19 protein-coding genes and 1 pseudogene are annotated in these 23196 nt (G+C 68.1%); 9 read left to right on the top strand and 11 right to left on the bottom strand.

All coding sequences use genetic code 11. From position 1 onward, the window contains the following. Window positions 1–95 precede the first annotated feature (95 nt). The 5 genes from NFL01S_RS14760 to NFL01S_RS14740 all read right to left on the bottom strand — a co-directional run bounded on the left by NFL01S_RS14760 (window position 96) and on the right by NFL01S_RS14740 (window position 4974). Window positions 96–659, bottom strand: a complete 564-nt coding sequence (locus NFL01S_RS14760) for a dihydrofolate reductase family protein (RefSeq protein ID WP_062975494.1) — start codon at window positions 657–659, stop codon at window positions 96–98. Between the two features lie 256 nt (window positions 660–915). Then, window positions 916–1902 (bottom strand): NADPH:quinone oxidoreductase family protein, encoded by a 987-nt coding sequence (locus NFL01S_RS14755; RefSeq protein ID WP_245670696.1) that lies wholly within the window; start codon window positions 1900–1902, stop codon window positions 916–918. Next, window positions 1887–2663, bottom strand: coding sequence for an enoyl-CoA hydratase-related protein (locus tag NFL01S_RS14750; RefSeq protein WP_062975490.1), 777 nt, complete (start codon window positions 2661–2663; stop codon window positions 1887–1889). The genes NFL01S_RS14755 and NFL01S_RS14750 overlap by 16 nt, the downstream gene beginning before the upstream one ends. Continuing rightward, window positions 2660–3646, bottom strand: a complete 987-nt coding sequence (locus NFL01S_RS14745; RefSeq protein ID WP_062975488.1) for a phosphotransferase family protein — start codon at window positions 3644–3646, stop codon at window positions 2660–2662. The genes NFL01S_RS14750 and NFL01S_RS14745 overlap by 4 nt, the downstream gene beginning before the upstream one ends. 26 nt (window positions 3647–3672) lie before the next feature. Continuing rightward, window positions 3673–4974: an acyl-CoA dehydrogenase family protein gene (locus NFL01S_RS14740; protein ID WP_062975486.1), complete on the bottom strand. Its 1302-nt coding sequence runs from the start codon at window positions 4972–4974 to the stop codon at window positions 3673–3675. Between the two features lie 36 nt (window positions 4975–5010). Here NFL01S_RS14740 and NFL01S_RS14735 point away from each other — a divergent pair, with 36 nt between their 5' ends. The 6 genes from NFL01S_RS14735 to NFL01S_RS14710 all read left to right on the top strand — a co-directional run bounded on the left by NFL01S_RS14735 (window position 5011) and on the right by NFL01S_RS14710 (window position 11496). Next, a complete protein-coding gene (locus tag NFL01S_RS14735) occupies window positions 5011–5658 on the top strand; it encodes a TetR/AcrR family transcriptional regulator (RefSeq protein WP_245670695.1) in 648 nt (215 codons plus the stop codon). Between the two features lie 70 nt (window positions 5659–5728). After that, window positions 5729–6949, top strand: a complete 1221-nt coding sequence (locus tag NFL01S_RS14730) for an acyl-CoA dehydrogenase family protein (protein ID WP_062975484.1) — start codon at window positions 5729–5731, stop codon at window positions 6947–6949. A 501-nt stretch (window positions 6950–7450) separates the two neighbouring features. Next, a complete protein-coding gene (locus NFL01S_RS14725; protein WP_062975909.1) occupies window positions 7451–8395 on the top strand; it encodes an acyl-CoA dehydrogenase family protein in 945 nt (314 codons plus the stop codon). A gap of 5 nt (window positions 8396–8400) precedes the next feature. Next, window positions 8401–9180 carry an enoyl-CoA hydratase/isomerase family protein gene (locus tag NFL01S_RS14720; RefSeq protein WP_062975482.1) on the top strand — a complete coding sequence of 260 codons (780 nt, stop codon included), beginning with the start codon at window positions 8401–8403 and terminating at the stop codon, window positions 9178–9180. A 1-nt stretch (window position 9181) separates the two neighbouring features. Beyond that, window positions 9182–10387, top strand: a complete 1206-nt coding sequence (locus tag NFL01S_RS14715) for an acyl-CoA dehydrogenase family protein (RefSeq protein WP_062975480.1) — start codon at window positions 9182–9184, stop codon at window positions 10385–10387. Continuing rightward, a complete protein-coding gene (locus NFL01S_RS14710) occupies window positions 10387–11496 on the top strand; it encodes an acyl-CoA dehydrogenase family protein (protein ID WP_063915944.1) in 1110 nt (369 codons plus the stop codon). The genes NFL01S_RS14715 and NFL01S_RS14710 overlap by 1 nt, the downstream gene beginning before the upstream one ends. Window positions 11497–11636: 140 nt before the next feature. On the opposite strand, the gene NFL01S_RS14705 is transcribed toward NFL01S_RS14710, so the two are convergent. The 6 genes from NFL01S_RS14705 to NFL01S_RS14680 all read right to left on the bottom strand — a co-directional run bounded on the left by NFL01S_RS14705 (window position 11637) and on the right by NFL01S_RS14680 (window position 19380). After that, the gene (locus tag NFL01S_RS14705) at window positions 11637–12353 is read right to left on the bottom strand and encodes a histidine phosphatase family protein (protein ID WP_157116540.1); all 717 of its coding nucleotides are present in this window, start codon (window positions 12351–12353) and stop codon (window positions 11637–11639) included. Window positions 12354–12553: 200 nt separating this feature from the next. Continuing rightward, entirely contained in the window at window positions 12554–14251 is a 1698-nt protein-coding gene (locus NFL01S_RS14700; protein ID WP_062975474.1) for a class I adenylate-forming enzyme family protein, read from the bottom strand. 272 nt (window positions 14252–14523) lie between these two features. Next, window positions 14524–15717 (bottom strand): MaoC family dehydratase, encoded by a 1194-nt coding sequence (locus NFL01S_RS14695; RefSeq protein ID WP_062975471.1) that lies wholly within the window; start codon window positions 15715–15717, stop codon window positions 14524–14526. A gap of 13 nt (window positions 15718–15730) precedes the next feature. Then, window positions 15731–16714 carry an acrylyl-CoA reductase (NADPH) gene (gene acuI / locus NFL01S_RS14690; protein WP_062975469.1) on the bottom strand — a complete coding sequence of 328 codons (984 nt, stop codon included), beginning with the start codon at window positions 16712–16714 and terminating at the stop codon, window positions 15731–15733. Window positions 16715–16774: 60 nt separating this feature from the next. Continuing rightward, window positions 16775–17527: an SDR family NAD(P)-dependent oxidoreductase gene (locus NFL01S_RS14685; protein ID WP_062975467.1), complete on the bottom strand. Its 753-nt coding sequence runs from the start codon at window positions 17525–17527 to the stop codon at window positions 16775–16777. A gap of 302 nt (window positions 17528–17829) precedes the next feature. After that, entirely contained in the window at window positions 17830–19380 is a 1551-nt protein-coding gene (locus NFL01S_RS14680) for a class I adenylate-forming enzyme family protein (protein WP_245670694.1), read from the bottom strand. Between the two features lie 81 nt (window positions 19381–19461). Here NFL01S_RS14680 and NFL01S_RS14675 point away from each other — a divergent pair. The 3 genes and pseudogenes from NFL01S_RS14675 to NFL01S_RS14665 all read left to right on the top strand — a co-directional run. Beyond that, window positions 19462–20604, top strand: a pseudogene (locus tag NFL01S_RS14675) (CaiB/BaiF CoA transferase family protein); the annotation flags it as partial. Window positions 20605–21095: 491 nt separating this feature from the next. After that, the gene (locus NFL01S_RS14670; RefSeq protein WP_174555687.1) at window positions 21096–22364 is read left to right on the top strand and encodes an acetyl-CoA hydrolase/transferase family protein; all 1269 of its coding nucleotides are present in this window, start codon (window positions 21096–21098) and stop codon (window positions 22362–22364) included. Further along, window positions 22365–23129: an enoyl-CoA hydratase/isomerase family protein gene (locus tag NFL01S_RS14665; RefSeq protein WP_062975463.1), complete on the top strand. Its 765-nt coding sequence runs from the start codon at window positions 22365–22367 to the stop codon at window positions 23127–23129. Window positions 23130–23196 lie beyond the last annotated feature (67 nt).

The following is a 23196-nucleotide window of genomic DNA, read 5'->3' as shown; positions in this document are numbered from 1 at the left end:
CGAGTTCAGGGACGGCCGGTCGTCCACAGCGGCCACCTGTACGGAGCCGGGGAACGCCCACCGAGCCGTCCGCCGCGGCGGTTCGACGCTGCGGCTCAGCGCTTCTTCGGGCGGTAGGCGCGGCCGAAGCTGCGCGGGCTGTGGTCGTAGATCTCGATCAGTTCCCAGTCGATCCGCCGCCCGCCGGGCACGTCGAAGATCCGTATGCCGTCGCCGAGGAAGACCGGGGCGACGAAAACCTGCAACTCGTCGATGAGGTCGTGTTCGAGGGCCTGGCGGGCGATATCGGCGCTGATGATCTGGATATCCCGGTCACCGGCAATTTCCTGCGCGCGGCGCACGGCCTCGCGGATATCGCAGTTCAGCGCGACCACGGACCGATCATCGGCCAGTTCTTCCGGGCGGTGCGTGAGGATGATTTCCGTACCCGACCATGCACCGCCGTAGGCCGCGGAGGTCAGCTCGTCGCGTTCATCGCGCTGGGCGATTGCGGCGTCGTAGCCGGCCCGCCCCGAGATGATCACGCCGACCTCCGCGGCCAGTTGTGCGGTGGTATCCGGAGCGGACGGCTCCGTAGCCGAAAGCCAGCTCATATCGTGCCCCGGTCCAGCAATGAACCCGTCGATCGAACAGGTGAATCCCCAGGCGACCTTGCCCATCTGTACTCCGGCGCCCCGTATCGGCAGGCCGGTGCGCGTCGAGGCCCCGCGCGGCCGGCTCGGAAGGGTAGCCCTCCGTTCGTTCAGACGACGCGGCGGAGCCGAACTCATCGGTCACCGTGCGTGCCGGTACTGGGCCCGAGCCGCCGGTCGGTCGTGAGTGACCGCTCGAAGAAGGCGAGCGCGTCCGGTACGGTTTCCGCCTCGGTCCCGAGTTCCGGGATGCGATATTCGGCAACTACGAGCAAACGTGAGGTCAGGCGGCCGGGTCGAGGAGGATCTTGCCGACCGCTCGCCCGGCCGCGACCTCGCCGAGGGCCACGGCCGCCTGTTCGAGGGGGAACACGGCGCCGATATGGGGGGATATGCGGCCGGAGGCCAGCAGGTCGGTGAGTTCCTGCTCGTTGCGGGCGAATTCGGCGGGCTCGATGTCCTGGAACTGGAATCCCAGGATATGTAACCCTTTGACCAGCACCAGGTTCAGTGGGATGCGAGGTACGGTCCCGGAGGCGTAGCCGATGGTGACGAAACGTCCGCCCCGGCCCAGTGAACGCAGGGCGGGTTCGGACAGGTCGCCTCCGACCGGATCGAGGACCGCGGCGGCACCGTCGGGGACGGCCGTACGGAGTTGTTCGCGAAGCGTGCCATCACGGTGATCGATCAGGCGGGTCGCGCCGTAGGAGTGGGCGGTGGCCAGTTTGGCGGCCGAGGAGGCCACCGCGACCACTTCCGCACCGAGCGCGACCGCCAGTTGCACGGCCGCCAGCCCCACACCACCGCCGGCACCGAGCACGATCACGATATCGCCCGGGCCTATCCGGGCCACCGACCGCAAGCAGTGGTAGGCGGTACGGTAGGCGACACCGAACGCGGCCGCCGTGTGATCGTCCACGCCGTCCGGAACGGGCGTGAGATTCTCGGCGGGAGAGACGATCTGGTCGGCGAAAGCGCCGTAGAGCCCGGTGCCGGTGACACGATCCCCGACCGACCGGCCCGCGCACCCAGGACCCAGCTCGACGATCTCCCCGGCGAATTCACTCCCGGGCACGAACGGGGGCGGCACGGCGATCTGATACTTGCCGCCGATCAACAGCACATCCGGGAAGTTCACCGCCGCGGCGCGCACTCGCACCCGTACCTGCCCCGCTCCGGGCACGGGTACGGGCCGCTGCTCGATTCGCAGGACGTCCGGTGTCCCGTATTCGGGACAGACCACCGCCCGGACGGTCACTTCCCCTGCCACACCGGCTCTCGCTTCTCCATGAACGCCATGGCGCCCTCCTTGGCATCGGCACTGGCGAAGACCACCCCTTGCCAGTGCCGCAACCGTTCGGTTGCGTTGCCGGGGTCGGTGACCGACAACCGCACGAGTTCCTTACACGCCGCGACGCCCAACGGTCCGTTGGCGGCGATCCGTTCGGCGAACGCGATTGCGGTGCCGAGTACCTGGTCCGCGGGTGTCACCGCATTGAACAGGCCGATCTCGTAACCGCGGGCCGCGGTGATGTAGTCGCCGGTCAACGTGAGTTGCAGGGCGAGGCCGAGGGGTATCCGCTCGGCGATATAGGTGCCGCCGCCACCGGGGAACAGTCCGCGTTGCACCTCGGGCAGCCCGAATTTCGCGGTCTCCGCGGCGACGATCAGATCACAGCCCAGCAATAATTCCAGGCCGCCGCCCACCGCGGTGCCGTTGGCTGCGCCGATCACCGGAACCTCCACCTTGCCGCGGGTGAGGCGCTGGAACGCGCGGTTCTCCGGGGTATCGCTGAACCCCACGTCTTCACCACCCGAGAATGCTCGCAGATCCATACCCGAGCAGAACGCCTTCTCCCCGGCCGCGGTGAGTACCAGCGCCCGGATCTCGGGATTCTTCTCGGCTGCCAGCACGGTGGCGCCGATACCGGCGATGAGGTTCCCGTTCAGCGCATTACGGGCTTGCGGCCGGTTCAGGGTGAGGACGGTGACCGCACCGCGTGATTCGACCAGGAATTCGTCAGTACTCACGAGCGGTACTCCGTTGTTTCGGCGAGTTCGGCGGCCGACCGCATGAGTTCGGGGACGATCGGGCCGAAGGATTGCAGCTTCACATCATCGCCCGCGCGCTGGAAACCCTGTTCCAGCACGATGGCGAGTTTCCATTTGGCGAGCACCAGGTAGTAGTCGAGATCATCGACCTGGCGTCCGGACACCTCCGCATAATGCGCCACCACCTGATCACGCGAGGGCATATCGCGCATATCCACATACCCGGAGTCGTCCGGTGCGGAGGTATCGGCGGGCCAGCCCTGCACCATCCACGCCAGATCCAGCTTCGGATCGCCGACGGTACCCATCTCCCAGTCCACGATCGCCGCCAGCCGGGCGGGTGCGCCGTCGCGGTACATGACATTGGCGAACTGGTAGTCGCCGTGCATGAGGCCAGGGCGGTAATCCAGCGGACGGTGTTCGCGCAGCCAGCGGGTCGCGGTGTCCATGCCGTCGAGTTCGCGGCCTTTGATCCGGTCGAAGAAGCCGGTCCACCGGGCGACCTGACGTTCGTGGAAGCCGTCCGGCCGGCCCAGATCGTGCAGGCCCCGGTCGCGCCAATCCACGGTGGACAGCAGGGCGATCCCCTCGGCGAGTTGATAGGCCAGGCCGGCGCGGGCGGCGGGGTCGGTATCGAAGGGTGCCGGCCAGACCCGGCGATGATCCATCGGCGACCAGCCGTCCACGAACCCCATCAGGTAGAAGGTGCGGCCGAGCACGGCGGTATCGGTGCATACGGCCACGGCGGGAGTATGCGGGACATCGGTGCCGTCCAGGGCCTCGATTATCCGCCATTCCCGCAGGATGCCCTTGTCCCGGTCGGCGGGGGCGTGGACGGGCGGAATGCGCAGTACGCACCGATGCTCGCCGCGGGTGATCTCGTAGATTTCGTTCTGGGTACCGCCGGACAGCAACCGGGTCTGCAACGGTTCGCCCTTGCCCGGAAGGCCGGATTCGTCCATCCAATTCGCCAATGGCGCAAAGTCGATCACAGGTTCTCCGCCTCTGTGTCCAGGTATTCGGCGTACTTGGCGCGGGCTGCCGCGAGCCGCCGGGGAATCCATTCGGTCGGCCAGTCGTCGTCGCTGGGCCGGTAGTCGCGTAGCACCTGTTTGGCGACGGTCATCTTGTGGACCTCGGTGGGCCCGTCGGCCAGCCCCATCACCCCGGCGCCGTGGATCATGGTGAAGAACGGCATCTCGTTGGTGGTGCCGAGGGCGCCGTGGATCTGCATGGCCCGCCAGGCGATATCGTGCAGGACGGTCGGCATCACGACCTTCACCGCGGCGATATCCTTGCGGACCTTCTTGTAATCGTTGTATTTGTCGATTTCCCAGGCCGTGTGCAGGACCAGCAGCCGGAACTGTTTCAGCTGGGCGTAGGAATCGGCGATATAGCCTTGGACGAACTGTTTGTCCGAGAGCCGGCTGCCCGCGGTTTCCCGGCTCAATGCGCGTTCGCACATCATGTCGACGGCCTTCTGCGCGAGTCCGATCGTGCGCATGGCGTGGTGGATCCGGCCGCCGCCGAGCCGGGTCTGTGCGATGACGAACGCCTGGCCCTCGCCGCCGAGCAACGATTCGGCGGGTACCCGGACATTGTCGTAGTGGATGAGTGCGTGCGAGCCGTCGTTCAGTGGTTCACCGGCGAGTCCGATATTGCGTTCGATCTCGATACCGGGGGTGTCGGCGGGGACCAGGAACATCGACATCCCCTGGTAGGGGCTCACGCCGGGATTCGTCACCGCCATGACTATCAGGAAGGATGCGGTACGGGCATTGGAGGAGAAGAATTTCCGGCCGTTGATCACCCAGTCGGCGCCGTCGCGCTCGGCGCGGGTACGGAACAGAGTGGGGTCCGCGCCGGCGTGCGGTTCGGTCATCGAATAGCAGGAGAACAGCTCGCCGTCGAGGAGCGGCTGCAGATACTGCTGCTTCTGCGCTTCGGTGCCGTAGTGGGCGATGATCTCGGCGTTACCGGTATCGGGGGCCTGACAGCCGAACACGATAGGCGCCCAGGAACTGCGGCCCAGGATTTCGTTGAGCAGTGCCAATTTCAGCTGCCCGTACCCCTGACCGCCCAGTTCCGGGCCGAGGTGGGTCGCCCATAGATCTTGTTCCCGCACCCGCTGTTTGAGCGGATCTATCGCCGCTCTACGGGCGCCCTCGAGGGGAACGAATTGTTCATGCGGCCACACCAGATCCAGGGGTTCGACCTCGTCCCGGACAAAGGTGTCGGCCCAGTCCAGCTTCGCCTGGAAGTCGGGTTCGGTCTCGAAATCCCATGCCATTTGCGACTCCTCTCGTTCGGTGAGAATATCCTTCTTGTGGACAAGAATGCAATTCTTCCAGAGTTGGGGCTGGTCGGACGGATCGCTCGGAAGGCGGTGGCCGAACGGGAGGCCGAATACGCCGGCGAGATCCGCCGGCTGCTCGATGCCGCGCTCGATCAGGTGCGGCGGGCTGGTCCGAAAGCCCGCCCGCGGGTCGCCGATATCGTGGCGGCCGCCGGGTTGTCCAACGATGCCTTCTATCGGCATTTCCGGTCGAAGGATGCGCTGATGGCGGCCGTGCTGGCGGATGGTGTGGAGCGGCTCGCGGACTATGTCACGCATCGGATGTCGAAGGAATCGGGGCCGGAGGGACGAGTGCGGAGCTGGGTGGCGGCGATCCTGGCCCAGGCCGAACCGGCGAGCGCGGCCGATACCCGGGCGGTGCTGTGCCAGACCGGTGCGCTCGGCGCGGACCTGGTGTCGGGGCAGGCCGGTTCGGCGCCGCAACGACTGGCGGTCCTGCTCTACGAGCCGTTCGAGGGGCTCGGAGTGCGGGAGCCGGAGTCCTGTGCGGGCTTGGTTGCCTACGCGATCGTCGGCAAGCTGTCGGAGTATCTGTGGTCGAACACGGAACCGGCGCCGGAGGATGTCGACCGATTGGCCCGATTCTGTCTCTCTGTAGCTGCTGCTCAGGCGCAATAGGGCTGTCGATGCGGGCCCTTGCGGCCGGTTATCATTGCAATCCTTGTTAAGATTGACGTAATGTACGCCCATGGACTTCACCATGGGCGCGGCCGCCGGGGAGCTCCGCGGCGAGCTACGCCGGTTGATCGCCGCCGAGGTCCCTTCCGGCTATTTGGGTGCCTTCACCGATGATCCCGCGGATCTCGCCGTCGCTCAGCGCTTCTGCGCGACGCTGGCCGAACGTGGTTTGCTCTGCCTGGCCTGGCCGCACGAGTTCGGCGGGCGCGGTGCCTCGATCTGGGAGCAGACCGTGGTACGTGAGGAGATGTGGGCGCAGCACGAACCGCGCGGTGCGCAATACATGGGTGTGAACTGGGTCGGGCCGACGATCATGCGGCACGGAACGGCCGAACAGCAGCGCGAACATCTGCCGCCGATCGCCCGCGGGGAGGCCATCTGGTGTCAGGGATTCAGTGAGCCCGAGGCCGGATCCGATCTGGCGTCGCTGCGGACCACCGCCCGGCGCGACGGTGACGGCTGGACCATCTCCGGGCAGAAGATCTGGACCTCCTACGCCACCATGGCGCAATGGTGTTTCCTGTTGGCCCGGACGTCGAACGAAGGACGTAAACAACAGGGACTCACCGTGTTCCTGCTGTCGATGTCCGATCCCGGGATAACCGTCCGGCCCATCGATGCAATGCTCGGACCGCACCACCTCAACGAGGTGTTCTTCGACGGAGTCCGGGCGACCGAGGCCGATGTGCTGGGCGAAGTGGACGACGGCTGGTCGGTGGTCCAAGAGGTGCTGGCCTTCGAACGGGTCGGTATCGCCCGCTACGCCCGCTGTGAGCGGCTGCTGCACACCGCGCCCGAAATTCTCGGCCGATACTGGGACGAGATTCCGGAGACTCTGCGTGGCCGCTGGGCGCGCATGCTGATGCGCTGCCGCCGGGCCCGGCTGCTGGCCTACCAGGTGATCTCGCTGCAGAATTCAGGCACGGTCGTGCCGGGGGATGCCGCGGCCTATCGGATCGCGGTGACCCGGCTGGATCAGGAAAGCGCCGAAGTGCTGGTGGAACTGGCCGCGACCGTCCCCGGTGATACGGACGACAGGCGGCGGTTCCAGCGTGCCGTGCACGATCACTGGCGCTACGCGAATGCCGCCACCGTGGCGTCCGGCAGTATCGAGGTGCAGCGCATCCTGCTGGCGCGGGAACTGCTCGCCGCCCCGGCGAGGGGTGCCGCCGCGGGAAGGACCGGTCGCGCGAACAATCCCGGCCCGGTCACCGGACAGGTCCGGTCGTGAGCGGTTCGCCTGCCGCGGCAGCCGAAATTGTGGCGCGGACGCCGGCCTGCGCGGAGCCGGCTCGCGGGCCCCGGCTGTCGACGCGTACAGCCATTCCGGCGTCTGCCGCGGGGCCGTCTCGGTGCACCGAAGACCGTCAGCCGCATTCTCCTCCGGCGCAGCCCGGGAGGAGACCCGCCGACCCAGGAACGGAAACATCACGACCGGTGGCGTCGGATGTACACGATGCGGTGGCCGGTCGAGACCCGGGATCTGTCTCCGGGCGACCGAATCGGCACCGGGTCCGGGTTCGTGGTGCGGCGGACGATCGTCGCGAACCGAGCCGGTGCGGACAACGCAGGAGGACGCGCGAGCTGCCCACAACCGGCAGGGGTACCGCGTCCGGCGGAGGAGGACAGCGTGACTACACCCAGTCGACGGGAAACGCGCTCCGGCGACTCCGGGCCTGGGGCCGCGACGGTCGCGGACAGCGGCTACACCTCGGCGCGCGCGGACCATGAACTGCATATCGAATTGACCGCGGAAGCAGAGGCTTTCGGTCGCGAAGTGGTGCGGGCGCTCGGCGCCGCAGGCGGCGACGAACTCGTGCAGCGGGCGGAACGGGCGCCCGGCAGCCGCGGCGAGATGGTGGAACCGGTGCTCGGCGAACTCGGTGTCTGGGAGCTGGCACCGCGGCACGATCCGGTGGAGCTCGAGGCGGCCGCGGCGGTATGCCGGGCCGCCGGGTACTGGGCGACTCCGTACCCGGTGGCGGATCGGCTGGCGCGGCCGGAGGAGCCGGATCACGACGGGTTGATCGTGGTGTCCGGGCCCGAACCCGCGGGTCCGGTGCTGGGTACCGACCTCCGTTGGGCGACCGTGACCATGGCGGGGGAGCGCGGGGCGGCGACCCCGTCCGGAAACGCGCAGTCCGCGCGGGAGTCGGCGTTCGTCGTCCCGCTGACCATCCTTCCCGTGGAAGGGGACGGCAGCGCGGACCTCGCGCTCGCGCTGACGCTTCCTTGCTGGACTCTGCTGGGCATGCTGGACCGGGCCCTCGAACTCACCCGGGCGCATGTGCGGATCCGGGAACAGTTCGGGCGCCCACTGGCCGAATTCCAGGGCGTGCAATTCCAGCTCACCGATGCCGAGGTCGAGCGGCGGGGAGTCGACCTGCTCGCCCGGTACGCCCTGTGGAGCATCCAATCCGGTCGTCCCGAAGCGATCGACGACGCCCTCGCCTTGCGCCTGGCCGCGATCGAGGCGGCCGATATCGTGTTCCGGGTGGCCCATCAGCTGCACGGTGCGGCCGGGTTCTGCGATGAGACCACGCTGTCCTGGCTGTCCCGCTATAGTCTCCCGCTGCGGCGCCTGCCGTTCGGCGCCATCGGCACCGAGCAGGCGTTGACCGGCCGGATCGGCCGCCGCGGGCTGGCGGGCCTGTTCTCCGGCCCGACGGGAGTATGAGACCGATGCGATACGACCTGCCGGAGGTCCTCACCGTCAGCGGTGCCGGACCGATCCGCACCGTCACCATCAACCGGCCGGACGAGCTGAACGCAGTGAACGCGGACCTACATCGGGCGCTGGCGCAGGTGTGGCGGCAACTGGCAGCCGATACCGCGGCGCGCGTGGTGATCTTGACCGGTGCGGGCCGGGCGTTCAGCGCCGGCGGCGATCTGGACTGGATCACCTCGTTCCTCGACGATCCGGTGGCACGCGACGAGAGCATCCGCGAAGGCGCGGAGATCATCGAGGAACTGCTGCGCTGCCCGCTGCCCGTGATCGCTGCGGTCAACGGCCCGGCCGTCGGACTGGGGGCCAGTATTGCCATACTCTGCGATATCGTCCTCATCTCCGACCGCGCCCATCTCGCCGACCCGCATGTGGCGGTCGGTCTGGTGGCCGGCGACGGCGGCGCCGCGTTCTGGCCGCTGCTGACCCCGATTCTGCGCACCCGCGAATACCTCTACACCGGTGACCGGATCGACGCTCCCACAGCGGTGGAACTCGGGCTGGCCAGCCGGAGGGTGCCCGCCGACGATCTGCTCTCGGCCGCGCACCGTCTCGCCGAGCGGTTGGCGGCACAACCGCAGAACGCCCTGAGCAGTACCAAACGGGTGGTGAACATGTATCTCTCGCAGGCCCTGGCCGGTCCGCTGCAAGCCGGATTCGCGGCCGAAGTGGTCACCATGCAATCCCCGGAACACCGGGAACGCCTCGAAGCACTACGCGAACGGGCACGGCGGTAACGTGGGCGCCGACACCGCCACCGATCTCGCGGACTTCCGTGCCACCGTGCGGGATTGGTGCCGCACACATGTTCCCGCGGAGTGGCGCGCCACCCAGACCGGCGCCACCGACGCCGAATTCGTGAACTTTCAGCGGAACTGGTTCCAGGAACTGCGCACTGCCGACTATGCCGTCCCGCACTGGCCACGCGAATACGGCGGCGGTATGCCGATCTCCGAACAGATCGTGCTGTATCAGGAACTCGCCGCGCACGACGCTCCACGACTGGTGCTGGCGTTCGTTGCCATCCACCACGCGGCCGCTACCCTGCTGGCCGGCGGGACCGTGGAGCAGCGGCAGCGGCATCTGCCCGCGATCCTCGACGGCGAATTGTGGGTGCAGGGATTCTCCGAGCCGGGTGCGGGTTCCGATCTGGCCGCGCTGCGCACCGCTGCCCGCCGCGACGGCGACGACTACCTGGTCACCGGCCAGAAAGTATGGGCCAGCGGCGCCCAATACGCCGACTGGTGCCTGCTGCTGGCCCGCACCGGCCCGGAAGCGCCCAAACGCAGAGGCATCTCCTATTTCCTGATGGATATGCGCAGCCCCGGTATCGAGGTCCGGCCCCTCCGGCAGGCCACCGGTGAATCGCATTTCTGCGAGATCTTCCTCGACGAAGTGCGGATCCCCGCCGCGAATCTGCTCGGCGCCGAGAACCGCGGCTGGCAACTGGCGCAACAGACCCTCGGTGCCGAACGTGGCCTCACCATGCTCGAACTCGCGGAACGTCTCGGTAACGCCGGGTTCCGCTGGTTGGTCGAGGAATGCCGCAAACCCGGCGCCTTCGGCCGGCCCGCCCTCGACGATCCCTCGACAACCGATCGGCTGGCCCGGCTGGAAACCGAGCTGACCGGTCTCCGCGTCCTGTGCCGCGATCTGGTCGAACGCCACGATGCGGGCACCGCCGGGCCTGCGGACGCCTCCATCGTCAAGCTGTACTACAGCGAACTCCTGCAGCGGATGACCGATTTCGGTGCCGAAATCAGTGGACTTCCCGGCCAGACCATTGTGCGCAAACCGATGTCGGGCGGTTGGGAATCCGGCGCCTGGGTCCTGGATTTCGTCGGCTCCTGGGAATGGACGATCCCTGGTGGCAGCAGCGAAATCCAGCGCACGATCATCGGTGAACGCGGGCTGGGCCTGCCCAGAGAACCGGCGGGAGCATGATGAGCGACGATTTCGCCGAATTCCACGACGAACTGCGCACCGTGGCACGAGAACTGCTCGGGAAGACCGGCGACGCGGCGGTGGAATGGTCTGCCTTGGCCGGCGCCGGGTGGACGGGGCTCGAGATACCGGACGACTTCGACGGAACCGCAGCGACGTTCACCGAAACGGCGATTCTGCTCGAGGAGATCGGCCGGGTCGCGGCCCGCACCCCGTATCCCGCCGTCGCCGCGGCGGGTATCGGCGCCCTGTGCTTACTGGAACCGACTACCCGCCGCGACGTCGTACTGCGCGAAACCGTCGCGGGAACTGCGCGGCCCGTGGCGGTACTCGCTGGAAACATGGTGCCGGCGGCCGGCGGCGAAACGGCTTGTGCCGGCACCGGAGGCATAGTACCCACCTTCGAATTGGTCCAAACCGGTAAGGCGACCCTGCTGTCGGGATCAGCGGATTTCGTCCTCGATGCCCCCGCAGCCACGGTCTTGCTGATCCCCGTCCACGCCCCCGGCGGTGCCCCCGGTATCGCCCTGGTCGACCCCGGTGCCGCGGGGCTGCAGATCACCGCACAGCCGGTGGTCGACGAGACCCGCTCACTCGGCAAGGTCACTGCCCTGGATGTGGTCTCGGCCCCGCAGTCGTTCGTCCCGTTCGCTCCCGGCGCGGCGCGTCCGCTGCGGGATCTCTACGACCGCGCCGCCCTTGCGGTGGCCTGCGACAGCCTGGGCCTCGCAGCTGCCATGCTGGAGGCGACCGTCGACTACACCCGGGTCCGTGAACAGTTCGGCCGCCCCGTCGGTTCCTTCCAAGCCGTAAAACACGCCTGTGCCGACATGCTGGTGGAGTCGACCGTCGCCCGGCAACTGGTGACCGCCGCTCTGACGGCCATGGCCACCGGCGCTCCGGACAGCAGCCGGTCGGTGAGTATGGCGAAAGCGTTCACCGGCGAAGCCGCGGTCCGGATCGCCGGTGACGCGATGCAGTTGCACGGCGGGATCGGCTACACCTGGGAGAGCGGAATCCACCGGTACCTCAAACGCGCTACCCTCAACCGTTCCCTGTACGGCTCACCCGCTGACCACCGCCGCGGGCTCGCCGCTCGTTATCGGTGATGCAGCCGGACACAACAGCACCGGGTGCCGAAGACAGCCTGCCCACTGGATCCGGTTCGCCGCGCGTCGGTGGCACCCGGACCACCGGCGATGTCCCCCGGCCGCCCGCGCGCGGAGGGTCGGGGAACACCCTGTCCGGTTCAGCCGACCGGGGTGCCATCCCATGACACGAGCCGCCAGCCCTTGTCCGGGGTGCCCTTCACAACCACCCGGCCGGTGTTCTGCAACGGGTCGTTCTGCAGCTTGCTCATGTCCGGGTCGGAGACGGAGAGCATCGTCCAGATCATGATGGCGCCGCCGTGCGAGAAGATCATCGGACGCTTGCTGCCGCGGTTCCGGATGTCCCGGATCGAGTCGTCCATCCGCTTCTCGAACTCGTGACCGTTGATCGAGCCGGGGATGCGGGCGTCCAGATTGCCCTGGATCCACTGGATCGGTGCTTCGAAGTAGCCCTGGCCGGCCTCGTGCTCCGGGCGGCCCTCGTAAATCCCTGCCTCGATCTCGTGGATACCCGGCTCCACGGTTACCGGGCGCTGACACCGATCGGAGGTCGGCATCGCGGTCTGCTGGGTCCGGATCATCGTCGACGCGAAGATTCCGTCGAATTGGCAATCGGCCAGGTAGCCCGCCACCGCGGTGGCTTGGGCCCAGCCCTTGTCGGTCAGCTCGGGGCCAGGGGTGGAGGTATCGATCAGACCGGAAGCATTGCCGGCCGATTCGCCGTGGCGGATGAAGGTGAGGAACATTTCACCGGTGTGCGGCGCGGCGACCGCGCTGCCGCTTCCGGCTGCGATGATCGCCATCGCCGCGATGATCGCACCGATCATCGCGGACAGTCGGTTTTTGAGCAGAGACACAGAGACTCCTCCTGGATAGCCGCGGGCGGCGCTGGAAGGCCGGCGTGCCCGGAACCGGCACGCTAAGGCAGCGCGAGAGCACCCCGAGAACCTTTTTCCCGCTGAATGGCACATTCGATGCTCGAGGCGGCCGCAGAGGGCTACCCGCACCGTCCTGCACAGCATCCCGGGGCGATCGCCGAGCGCAAGGTGTAGCCGGTCTACTCGCCGCCGAGTCGCCGAGCCGCCAGTAGCTTCAGATCACTGGATTTGATCTTGGCGCTCGAGCTGAGCGCGAGGTCGGCCTCGGTGAAGAACAGGATTTCGCGGGGGACCTTGTAGCTGGCGAGCTGTGCGCGCAGGTGGTCGCGGATGGCGGCGGCATCGAGAGACAGGCCGGTGTGCGGGACGACGCAGGCCACGACCATCTCGCCCAGAGTTTCGTGGGAGACGCCCACCGTGCGGCCGATTTTCACACCGGGATATCCGGCGAGTACCTCGTCCACTTCCAGCGGGGAGACATTGGCGCCACCGGTTTTGATGATGTCGGTGAGCCGGCCTTTCCAGTAGAGACGGCCGTCGTCGTCGAGGTATCCGCCGTCGCCGGTGTGGAAATAGCCGTCCTCGTCGAGGGTTTCGTCGAGGGGTGTGCCCACGTAGCCGAGCATGAGAGTAGGGCCTTTGACGCAGATCTCGCCGTGTGCGCCGCGGTTCAGGATCGAGCCGGTGAGCGGGTCGGTGATCTTCACCGTCACCCCGGGCAACGGCACACCGCTGCTGCCGGCGATCGTCTCCTCGGGCGTGCAGGCCGGGAAACAGGTCGTGATGGTGAAGGTTTCGGTATTGCCGTAGGCGTGGCCGGGTTCGGTCCAGTCGGTGTCGATGGTGGGGTGGGTGGCCAGCGGGAGGTCGCGGTCGACGAAGCGCAGGCTGCTCAGGTCCACGGTGTCCCAGTTGGGGGCGCCTTGGAGCTGGGCATGCTGGTGCGGCCAGGAGACCGGGAAGGTGACCCGCTGCGTGTGCATCAGTTCGAGAGCCTCCTCGGCATCGAACATCGACTGCAGGACCAGGGTGCCGCCGGCGGCGAGGGTGGCGCCCAGCGCTTGGCCGAAATTACCGGACCAGAAGAAGCCGTTGGCGGTCCAGCAGCGCACCTCGTCGTCCGGACCGAAACCGAACATCCGGCGAAACCGCCACAGCTGGATCGTGACTCCGCGGTGCGCGCTGCGGATACCTTTCGGTTTGCTGGTGGTGCCGGAGGAGAAGAACAGGACGGCGGTATCGCTGGGCTGCACTGTCGCGGCCGTCGCGACGATCAGTGCGGGATCGGTGTCCGCGCCGCGTGCCAGGAACTCGCCCCAACTCTCGATCGCTGTCGCCGGCACCGGTTCGCCGACCGCGGCGAGATGGCGGAGGAAGGGATACTCCGTCGAGGCGACCGCACCGGGGCCGGCGGTACCGAGCTGCGGTGCCAGCCCGGTGAGTACCTCGCCGAAATCTGTTGTCGCGACCCGGCGTTCGAACAGCAGCACCGATACCCCGGAGGTCCGGAGCAGGTGATCGAGTTCGGGTGCCGTGGAGAACGTACTCAGCGCCACCGCGACGCCGCCCGCCAGCGAGGTACCGAAAACCGCCGCGAGCCATTCGGCGCGGTTGGTCATGAGCACACCGACGCGGCTGTCCTTCCCGACCCCGCACGCCCGCAGCGCTCGCGCGACCTCGTTGGCCCGGTCCCACAGGTCGGCGTAGGTCCACTCGACGCCGTCGGCGGGGAAGACCAGCGCGGTGCGATCGCCATAAGAGCCGGTGACTTCCCGTAGGAACCCCGGGAGAGTGAGCGTGCCCAGCCCGGGTTCTTCCGCGAGGGGCGGCCCCGCGACGATCGCCGGGGCAGGAGTGTGCTGGGTCCCGGTACTCATCCGGTGTCCTCTCTGATGGTGCTCCGCACGCGGCGCACGGAGGGTGCTGGGAGGACCGCCGCCCGGATCACGGCGGCCCGTCGTTCTGGTGTCCGGCGGTGCGCGGTCGCCGCGCTTCCGTACGTGATCTGTTGCGCGATGATGCGCCGTTGCGGGGCCGGCGGGATACGGGCCGTGGTCCGGTGTGGTTCGTACCGCGCCCGGCGTTGCCGTCGTATGTGGTTGTATTTCCGCGGAGCGCGCTGAGACGGGCGCACCCCGCGGTAGCGGCGTTACAGCGGGAGCTCGACCTCGGCGGTGCAGGAGACCAGCACACCGCCGTCCTGGTTGGTGAGTTTCAACTTCACCTGGACCAGGGGCACACCCCAGCTGGATTCCGGAGTCTTGTCCACGATCTCGGCGTCGAAACAGGTGATATCGCCTTCGAACGCCGGGCCCCGGAAATCGGCCTTGGTGTGCCGGACCATGCCGTCGTTACCCGCCCAATAGGCCAGGTAGTCGGTGCACCAGGCCCCCATGGTGGCCCCGTAACCGTAGGCGCGTGCCATCCCCACCTCACCGGCCTTGCCGGCGTCGATATGGCCGCGCGAGGGCCCGACGTAAAGCCCGTCACGCAACCGCGGATCGATTTTCGCGCCTTCTTCGTCGAACCCGAAACCTTCGGTCCAGCCGGGATCTTGGTAGACCCACGGATCCTCGATACCCTCGGGCGCCGTCCACCGGAAGGTGCCCCAGATGTTGAACAGGAAGGCCCGGTACTCGGTGGTGAAGCTGGCGATACTGTGCGGGCCGATCACCCGGCGCGGGAGTTTGTCGCCGACCTTCACCTCGTCGAAATGCGGTGAGACACCGAGCCGGTTCGACATGAGCCATTCGGTGCGCAGCGTATCGACCTCGGCGAGTTCGGCGGCCGTCCATTTCTTGATCTCGCCGAGCTGGTTTTCGTACATTCCGCGTTTGTTCGCTTCCTCGGCGAGATAGCGGATCGCGGTCGACCGCTCCTTGGCGACGAGCACCCCGTGCTGGTTGCGGTGGACGGTATCGCCGCGGGAGAACATGGTGGGCCCGGCGAATTTCGTTTCCGCCACCTTGTAATCGTGGAATCGCCGCTCCTGGAACAGCTGGTCACCGGGCCGCACGGGGCAACCGTAGAACCACCACTCCTCGCCGCCGAAGATGAGGTGGCTGTTCGGTATACGCCCCACGCAGGCCGGTGCCGCGCCGTGACCGTAATCGAGGGCGACCGCGATCGACTGCGGCGCGACGAGCCCGCCGTAACGGGATTCGCGGGCGAACTCCTGATCCCAGTGCAGCGGGTTCGGGTAATCCATCGCCATCACCCAGCGGCGGATATCGGAGGTGCTGCACGGATCCCACAGCTGGCCGCCACCGATGGGTTTGCCGACACGGTGGCCGACATCGCTCAGGTCGAGTTCGACGGTCGGTTCGGTCGCGTTCTCGGTCACGAGTAACTCCTGTTCAGCGGTTCACATCGACGACTGTGCGGCCGCGGACGGTACCCGCGATGAATCCACCTGCCGCCTCGATCGCCTCGCCGACGGAGATCTCCCGGGCAATCGAATCGAGGACGGCGGGGTCCATATCGCGGGCCAGGCGGCCCCAGGCGTCGAGTCGTTTCTGGAGGGGCGCCATCACACTGTCCACACCCAGCAGCGAGACGCCGCGCAGGATGAATGGGGCAACGGACGCCGGGAAATCCATGCCCTGGGCGAGGCCGCAGGCGGCCACCGCGCCGCCATAGCGGGTTTGCGCGGCGGCATTGGCGAGGGTGTGACTGCCGGCGGTGTCGACGACACCGGCCCAGCGTTCCTTCTGCAGCGGTTTGCCCTTCTCGGCGAGCTCGGCGCGGTCCACCACCGTGGTCGCGCCGAGTTGCTTCAGGTAGGCATGCTCATCGGCCTTGCCGGTGGCGGCCGCGACGGTGAAGCCGGCCTTGGTCAGCAGGGCGATCGCCACACTGCCGACCCCGCCGGTCGCGCCGGTCACCAGAACTTCACCGGCGTCCGGGGTGAGACCGTGGGACAGCAGCGTGTCCACGCACAGCGCCGCGGTGTAGCCCGCGGTGCCGATCGCCATGGCCTGGCGCTCGGTGAATTCGCCGGGCAGCGGAATCAGCCAGTCGCCGTTGAGCCGGGCCCGCTGGGCGAGGCCACCCCAATGGGTTTCGCCGACGCCCCAGCCGTTCAGGACGACCTTGTCACCGGCGGTCCAGCGGGAGTGGCTGCTCGCCGTCACCGTGCCGGCGAGATCGATACCGGGAATCATCGGGAACTTGCGCACCACGGGGGAGGCGCCGGTGATCGCGAGGGCGTCCTTGTAGTTGAGGGTGGAGTAGGCCACCTGGATGTCGACGTCGCCCTCGGGCAACCGGTCCTCGTCCACGCCGGTGAGTTCGGCCCGGGGGCCGGCTTCGCCCTTGTTGATGACAATTGCGGAGAACATCGGTGATGTGGTCCTTCCTCGATCCGTTCGGGATATGTGCCGTTCCAGCATTTCGGGTGGCTAGTGCGCCGTCCACCCGCCGTCGACGACGACGGTCTGGCCGGTGACATAACGACCCGCATCGCCGGCGAGCCAGACGATCGCGCCGATCATGTCCTCGGCGGTCCCTTCGGTGGGCAACGGAATATTGCGCCGCAGATATTCGGCACCCCGGTCGCTGTCGTACAGGCTGCCGGTGATCTCGCTGCGGAAGAACCCGGGCGCCACCGTGTTCACTCGGATCGAATGCCGGGCCCATTGAACCGCTAGTTCCGTGGTGAGCCCGGACAATCCCGCTTTGCTCGCGGCATAGGACGCCTGCGGAATACCCGGCACACCCACTCGCCCGCTGATCGAGGAGATATTGACGATCGATCCGCGGCCGAGTTCACGCATATACGGGAAAACCTGCTGAGCCAGCAGTAGCGGCGCCACCAGGTTGAGGTCGAGGGTGCGCCGGATATCGTCGAGTGGTTCGGATTCCGCGCGTTCGGCGCCGAACCGGTTTCCCGCGGCATTGATCAGGATTTCGGGTGGTCCCAGTCGCCCGGCGATATCCGGGATGATCTCCGCGATCGCCGCCGGTTCCGAAAGGTCACCGGCGGCGGCGATTCCCCCGATCTCCCCGGCCAGCGCATCGAGCCGATCGCGCCGGCGCGCCACCACCGCGACCTGCGCGCCGAGCCCTGCCAGCGCCCGGCTCACCGCCGCGCCGAGCCCGGACGACGCGCCCGTCACGATAGCGACCCGCCCACTCAGCTCGAACGATGGCAACGCGGCCGTATACGCGTCGACAGCAGTGTGTTCACCGGGTGCCGGAACGCGCCTGGTCCGGCCGCCCGGCCCTGCTGTTTCCGGGCCCGGCTTCGGCTGCCCCTGTACTCCGGGCCTGTGTGAGGGCCGTGCCTCGCGCCGCCGCCCTGTCGTCGCTCGATCTGCTTCGCTCATTGCGGCTGTGCCGGAGTCCGGCGTAGGCGCTGCCGAACTCCGCGGCGCTGCTCGGGCCGGTTCGTTCATGCCGGGTTGCTGCGGCCCTGTGCGATGAGACTGCGCTGTCGCCGCCGGCTCCGTCCCGCTCATGCCGTATCCGCGCGGAAGATCAGATCGGGCAGCCGCGTGCGCACGACCTTGCCCATGGCGTTGGTGGGTAGTGCCTCGACCACGGCCCATACCTCGGGCACCTTGTAACCGGCGAGTTCGCGTCGGCAGTGTTCGGCGAGTTCGGTGAAATCCACGGCCGCTCCATTCGTCTGGATCACCGCCGCGACCTGCTGGCCGAGTCGTTCGTGCGGTACCCCGCAGACCGCGGATCTGCCGACCGCGGGATGGGTGTCCAGCACCCGTTCCACCTCGAGCGGATAGATATTCGCACTCCCGCGGATGATCACCATCTTCTTCCGGTCCAGCAGGGTGAGCCGGCCCTCCGGATCGACCGTACCGATATCGCCGGTGACGACCGGCCCCGCGGGCGGTGGTTCGATTCCGTCGCCGGTCCAGTGCCCGAGCAGCGGGCGCCACAGGTTCGCCCACGGACCGTCGATCCGGCCCGACAGCCCGAGTTCGCCGATCTCGCCCGGCGGAAGCCGGTTTCCGTGGTCGTCGTAGGCCGCGACGTCATAGTGCGGCAGCACCGTACCGCTCGTTCGGGGAGTCCAGTCCGCCCCGGGCGGGTCGATCGAGACCACGGCCGGCGCCTCGGTGAGCCCGTAGGTCACCCGCGGGACCAGCCCGTGTGCGGCGGCGAATGCCTCGCGGAGTCGATCCGGGGTGTCGCTGCCGCCGCTCCACACCTCGCGCAGCGAGCTCAGGTCCAGTTCCGGGTGGGCGGCCAGATCGTGCAGCTGGGCGGGTGCCCCGTTCCAGACAGTCACTTTCCGGGTCGCGATCCACTCCGCAACCCCAGCGGGATCCCGGCGATCCATGATCACCGCGCAGCCGCCCGCCTGGGCGGTGAGCAGCGTCGACAATACGATCATGTTGAGAATGGTCAGCGGGAAACTGTCGCCTTTGCGCAGATCCGGGCCCCATTCGCGGGTCGCGACGAGAACTGCGCCGGGCAGCAGCATATTGCGCTGACTGTGCACCACCGCCTTCGGCCGCCCGGATGTTCCGCTGGTGAAAGCGATACCGGCGGGTGCGTCGAGCGCGGTGTCGATGGCGGGCGCGGCCGGTGCGCGCCGAGCCGCCGTCCACTGGGCGGCGTCGACCCGGGCCGGTGTGTCGAGCAGGCAACGCCGACCGGCCAGGACGACCTTCGGTTCGATCAGGTCGTGCAGGTACTGCTGTTCGGCCGCCGCCATCGCCTCGCCGATACCCGCCCAGATCGCGCCGATCCGCTGGGTGCCGTGGAAGGCGGCGACGATATCGAGGTCGTTGGGCAGGCACGCCGCCACCCGATCGCCGGGGCGCACGCCGAGCGACCACAGCGCGGCCGCGGCGGCATCGGCCTGTTGGTCGAGTTCACGGTAGGTCCAGCTGCCCGAGGCCGCCTCGATTGCGGAGGCGTCGGGCGTCGCGGCACGAGCCGGTCGTAGCACCGCCGCGATGGACGCGGGGAGCGAGACCACGTCGCGGGTCGCGGTACCTCCGTGACCGGAAACGTTGTTCTCGCCATTGAAAATGGGCACATATACTTGATATCACTATCCTTGCAAAGATTCATCAGATAGCCGTCGAATTTTTCGCGCGGCCCGGTGAAGGTAGGGCGTATGCAGCACACAGGGCCGCTGGCGGGGGTCCGGGTCATCGATCTGACCGCGATGGTGATGGGTCCCTACTGCACCCAGATCATGGCCGATATGGGTGCCGATGTGATCAAAGTGGAACCTCCGGCCGGAGACAACACCCGCTATATCTCGGTGGGCCCCGCGGAGGGGATGGGCGGGGTCTTCGTGAACGTGAACCGCGGTAAACGCAGCGTGGTCCTCGACCTGCGCGCGGAATCGAACAAGGCGGCGTTGCGCGAACTGATCGCCGAAGCCGACGTTTTCATCCACTCCATGCGCGGAAAAGCCGTCACCGCACTGGGCTTCGGCTACGAGCGGGTCGCGGAAATGAACCCGGCCATCGTCTACACCAACTGCTATGGCTACGGCCGCCGCGGCCCCGACGCCGACCGCACCGCCTACGACGACACCATCCAGGCCGAATGCGGACTGCCGTACGTGCAGCAGCTGCTCACCGGGGAACCCGGGTACGTCGGCACGATCATGGCCGACAAGGTCGCCGGAATGACCGCCCTCTACGCCACGATGATGGCACTGTTCCACCGCGAACGCACCGGCGAGGGACAAGAGGTCGAAGTGGCCATGTTCGAGACCATGGCCGCGTTCATGCTGGTGGAACACGCAGGCGGCGCCCTGTTCGACCCGCCGCTCGGCACTGCCGCCTACCCGCGCGCGGTCACGAGCGAGCGCACCCCGTACCGCACCGCCGACGGCTACCTCTCGGCGCTGGTCTACAACGACAAACAGTGGAACGCGTTCATCGCCGCGGTCGATCCGCCCTGGGCGGGCCCGGAATTCGCGACCCTCGCGCAGCGCGCGGCCCGGATCGGCACCGTGTACGCGCATCTCCGCGAAACCTTCCGGGGCCGCACCACCGCACAATGGCTGGAACTGCTGAATTCGCTCGATATCCCGGCCGCTCCCGTGAACACCCTCGACGAACTACTCGACAACCCGCAACTGACCGCCACCGGCTTCTTCCAGACAGTCGAAACGCCCACCGGCCCGGTGCGTTTCCCGGGTCCACCCGCCTGGTTCTCCCGCACCCCGGGCCGGGTTGCGGGGCCCGCGCCCCGGCTCGGTGAGCACACTCCGGAGGTTATGGGCGGCGGTGCCGGGGCTCCGGTATCGGCCGAATCGGTGCGTGCTGCATGGTCCGCACGAGCCGACGGATCCGGCCCCTGTCCGCGATCCGGCAGCGCAGTGGGTCCGGGGCAAGCCGCTGGATCTACGCGTGACACCGGAAGGCCGGGACCAGCGCGGTCCGCCCGGGCGGCGGGATCACCGGGAGCGACGGATTCAGCGGGTGCCGAGGGTGCTGGAGGTAACGCCCGCCCGGCGGGGATTGCCGCCCCGGCGGGGGCCATGCCGGCTGCGGGGCGGCTTCCCGGGCGGGCGGCCGCAACCGATGCCGCCGGACCTGAGGAGCTGGCGGGGACGCCTGGTCCGGCGCGGGCCCGGGTTTCTTCGGGACCGGCGGGTTCCGGTGATCCCGATGGGGTCGTGGTGTCCGGCTCCGGGGGCTCGTCGCGGTTTCCTGCGGGAGATGAAGAAAGCGAGGGCGCCGACGGGTCGGCCGGTGAGCAGTCCGTCCCCACGGACCGAGAGGAGCGCGGGTGACCACGGTCGCGGCCGACGAGCTGGACCTGCGCCGATACCTGCGGCCGGGCGACCGGATCGTCATCGGTCAGGCCTGCGGGGAACCGAGCACGCTGATCGAAGCGCTGACCGCGCAGGGCCGGGCGATCGGGGACCTGTCCGTCTTCGTCGCCACCAGTTTCTCCGGCATCCTCACCCCCGAATCCACCGAATCGTTCGCCCTGTCGAGTATGGGGGCCATCGGTTCACTGCGTACCCTCACCAAGGCGCACCGGCTCGGCATCATCCCGTGCCATGTCGGCCGGGTGGGCCCGATGATCGAGGCCGGAACCCTGGGCTGCGATGTGGCTTTCGTGCAGGTCAGCCCCGCCGACGAGAACGGCCGGCACAGCTTCGGACTGATCGGCGACCATACCCGGGCCGCGGTGGACCGGGCGCGGGTGGTGATCGCCGAGGTCAACGAGCAGGTGCCGTACACGCTCGGCGAAGGGCTGCGGGCCGAGGAGATCGATTGCGCGGTCCGGGTTTCGCGCAGCCCGGTACAGGTCCCGCCCGCCGCGATCGGCCCCACCGACGAAAAGATCGCGAAATACGTAGCCTCCTACATCGAGGACGGTGCCGTACTCCAGGTGGGCGTCGGCGCCGTACCCGACGCCGTCCTGCGCCTGCTGGGGGATCGCCGGGACCTGGGGGTCCATTCCGGAATGATCGGTGACGGTGTGGTCGACCTGATCGAGGCCGGTGCCGTCACCAACGCGCGCAAGCCGATCGACCCGGGGGTGACGGTTACCGGCGCCCTCATCGGCACCGATCGGCTGTACCGATTCGCCGACCGCAATCCCGGGCTGCGGTTGTGTCCCACCTCCTACACCCACGACCCGGCGATTCTCGCCCGGCTCGACGGCCTGGTCACCCTCAACTCCGCGATGGAAGTCGATCTCACCGGTCAGGTGAATGCCGAGCAGAGTGGGCCGGCTTACCTCGGCGGCACCGGCGGCCAGGTCGATTTCGTCCGCGCCGGAGCCCGCTCCCGCGGTGGGCACGCCGTCATCGCGCTGCCGGCCACCGCGAATGGTGGCACGGTCAGCCGGATCACCGGCCGGCTGTCGGGTCCGGTGACCACCGCGCGCAGCGAGGTGGATGTGATCGTCACCGAATTCGGTGCCGCCGAACTCGCGGGCTGCCCGCTACCCGAACGCACCCGCCGGCTGATCGCCATCGCCCATCCGGATTGCCGGGAAGACCTCGACCGGGCCGCTTTCGAGATCCAGCGCAGAGGATTCTGAATGTCCGATGCCGTACTGTTCGACGCCCGGCCCGACGGTATCGCGGTCATCACCCTCAACCGTCCGGACCGCCGCAACTGCCTCGGCAAAGATATCCGGGCCGGCCTGTTCGACGCCTGGGACCGCTTCGAACACGACCCGTCTCTGCGGATCGCGATCCTCACCGGCGCGGGCCGGAAAGCCTTCTGCGCGGGCGGGGATCTCGCGGAGATGGTGGAGACCCGGATGGGTGAACCACCCCGCGATATGTTCCCGCTGCCCTACGACACCGTCGAACTGTCCAAACCGACCATCGCCGCGGTCAACGGCGCCGCCTTCGCAGGCGGCTGGATGATCGCCCAGGCCTGCGATCTGTGCGTGGCCAGCACCACCGCCACCTTCGCGGTCACCGAGGTGAAGGTGGGCCGCAGCTCGCCCTGGGCGGCCCCGCTGATCCATATGATCCCGCAGCGGATCATGATGGAAATCCTGCTCACCGGCGACCCGATCACCGCCCAGCGTGCCTACGAGATCGGGCTGGTCAACCGGCTCGCCGAACCCGGCGATCTACTGGATACGGCCCTCGCCCTGGCCCACCGGATCCTGGCCGGGGCGCCACTGTCGGTGCGCGCGGCCCGCGAAACCGTCATGCTGGCGACCGAGATGGGCCGCTCGGCAGCTTCGGCGGCGGCGCGCCACGCAGCTTCCCGTGCCTACCGCAGCGCCGATGCTCAGGAAGGCCCCGCTGCGTTCGCGGAGAAACGGAAGCCGCGCTGGACGGGGTGATGAACTGCCGCAGCGGGTGCGACGGATGTGATGACGCTCGATCAACGCCACTTCCGCACGCTGAAGC

The sequence above is a fragment of the Nocardia flavorosea NBRC 108225 genome, from assembly GCF_001613385.1.
GTDB lineage: Bacteria > Actinomycetota > Actinomycetes > Mycobacteriales > Mycobacteriaceae > Nocardia > Nocardia flavorosea.
Note: the sequence above shows the minus strand (reverse complement) of the source record. Positions and strands in the feature narration are given on the sequence as shown.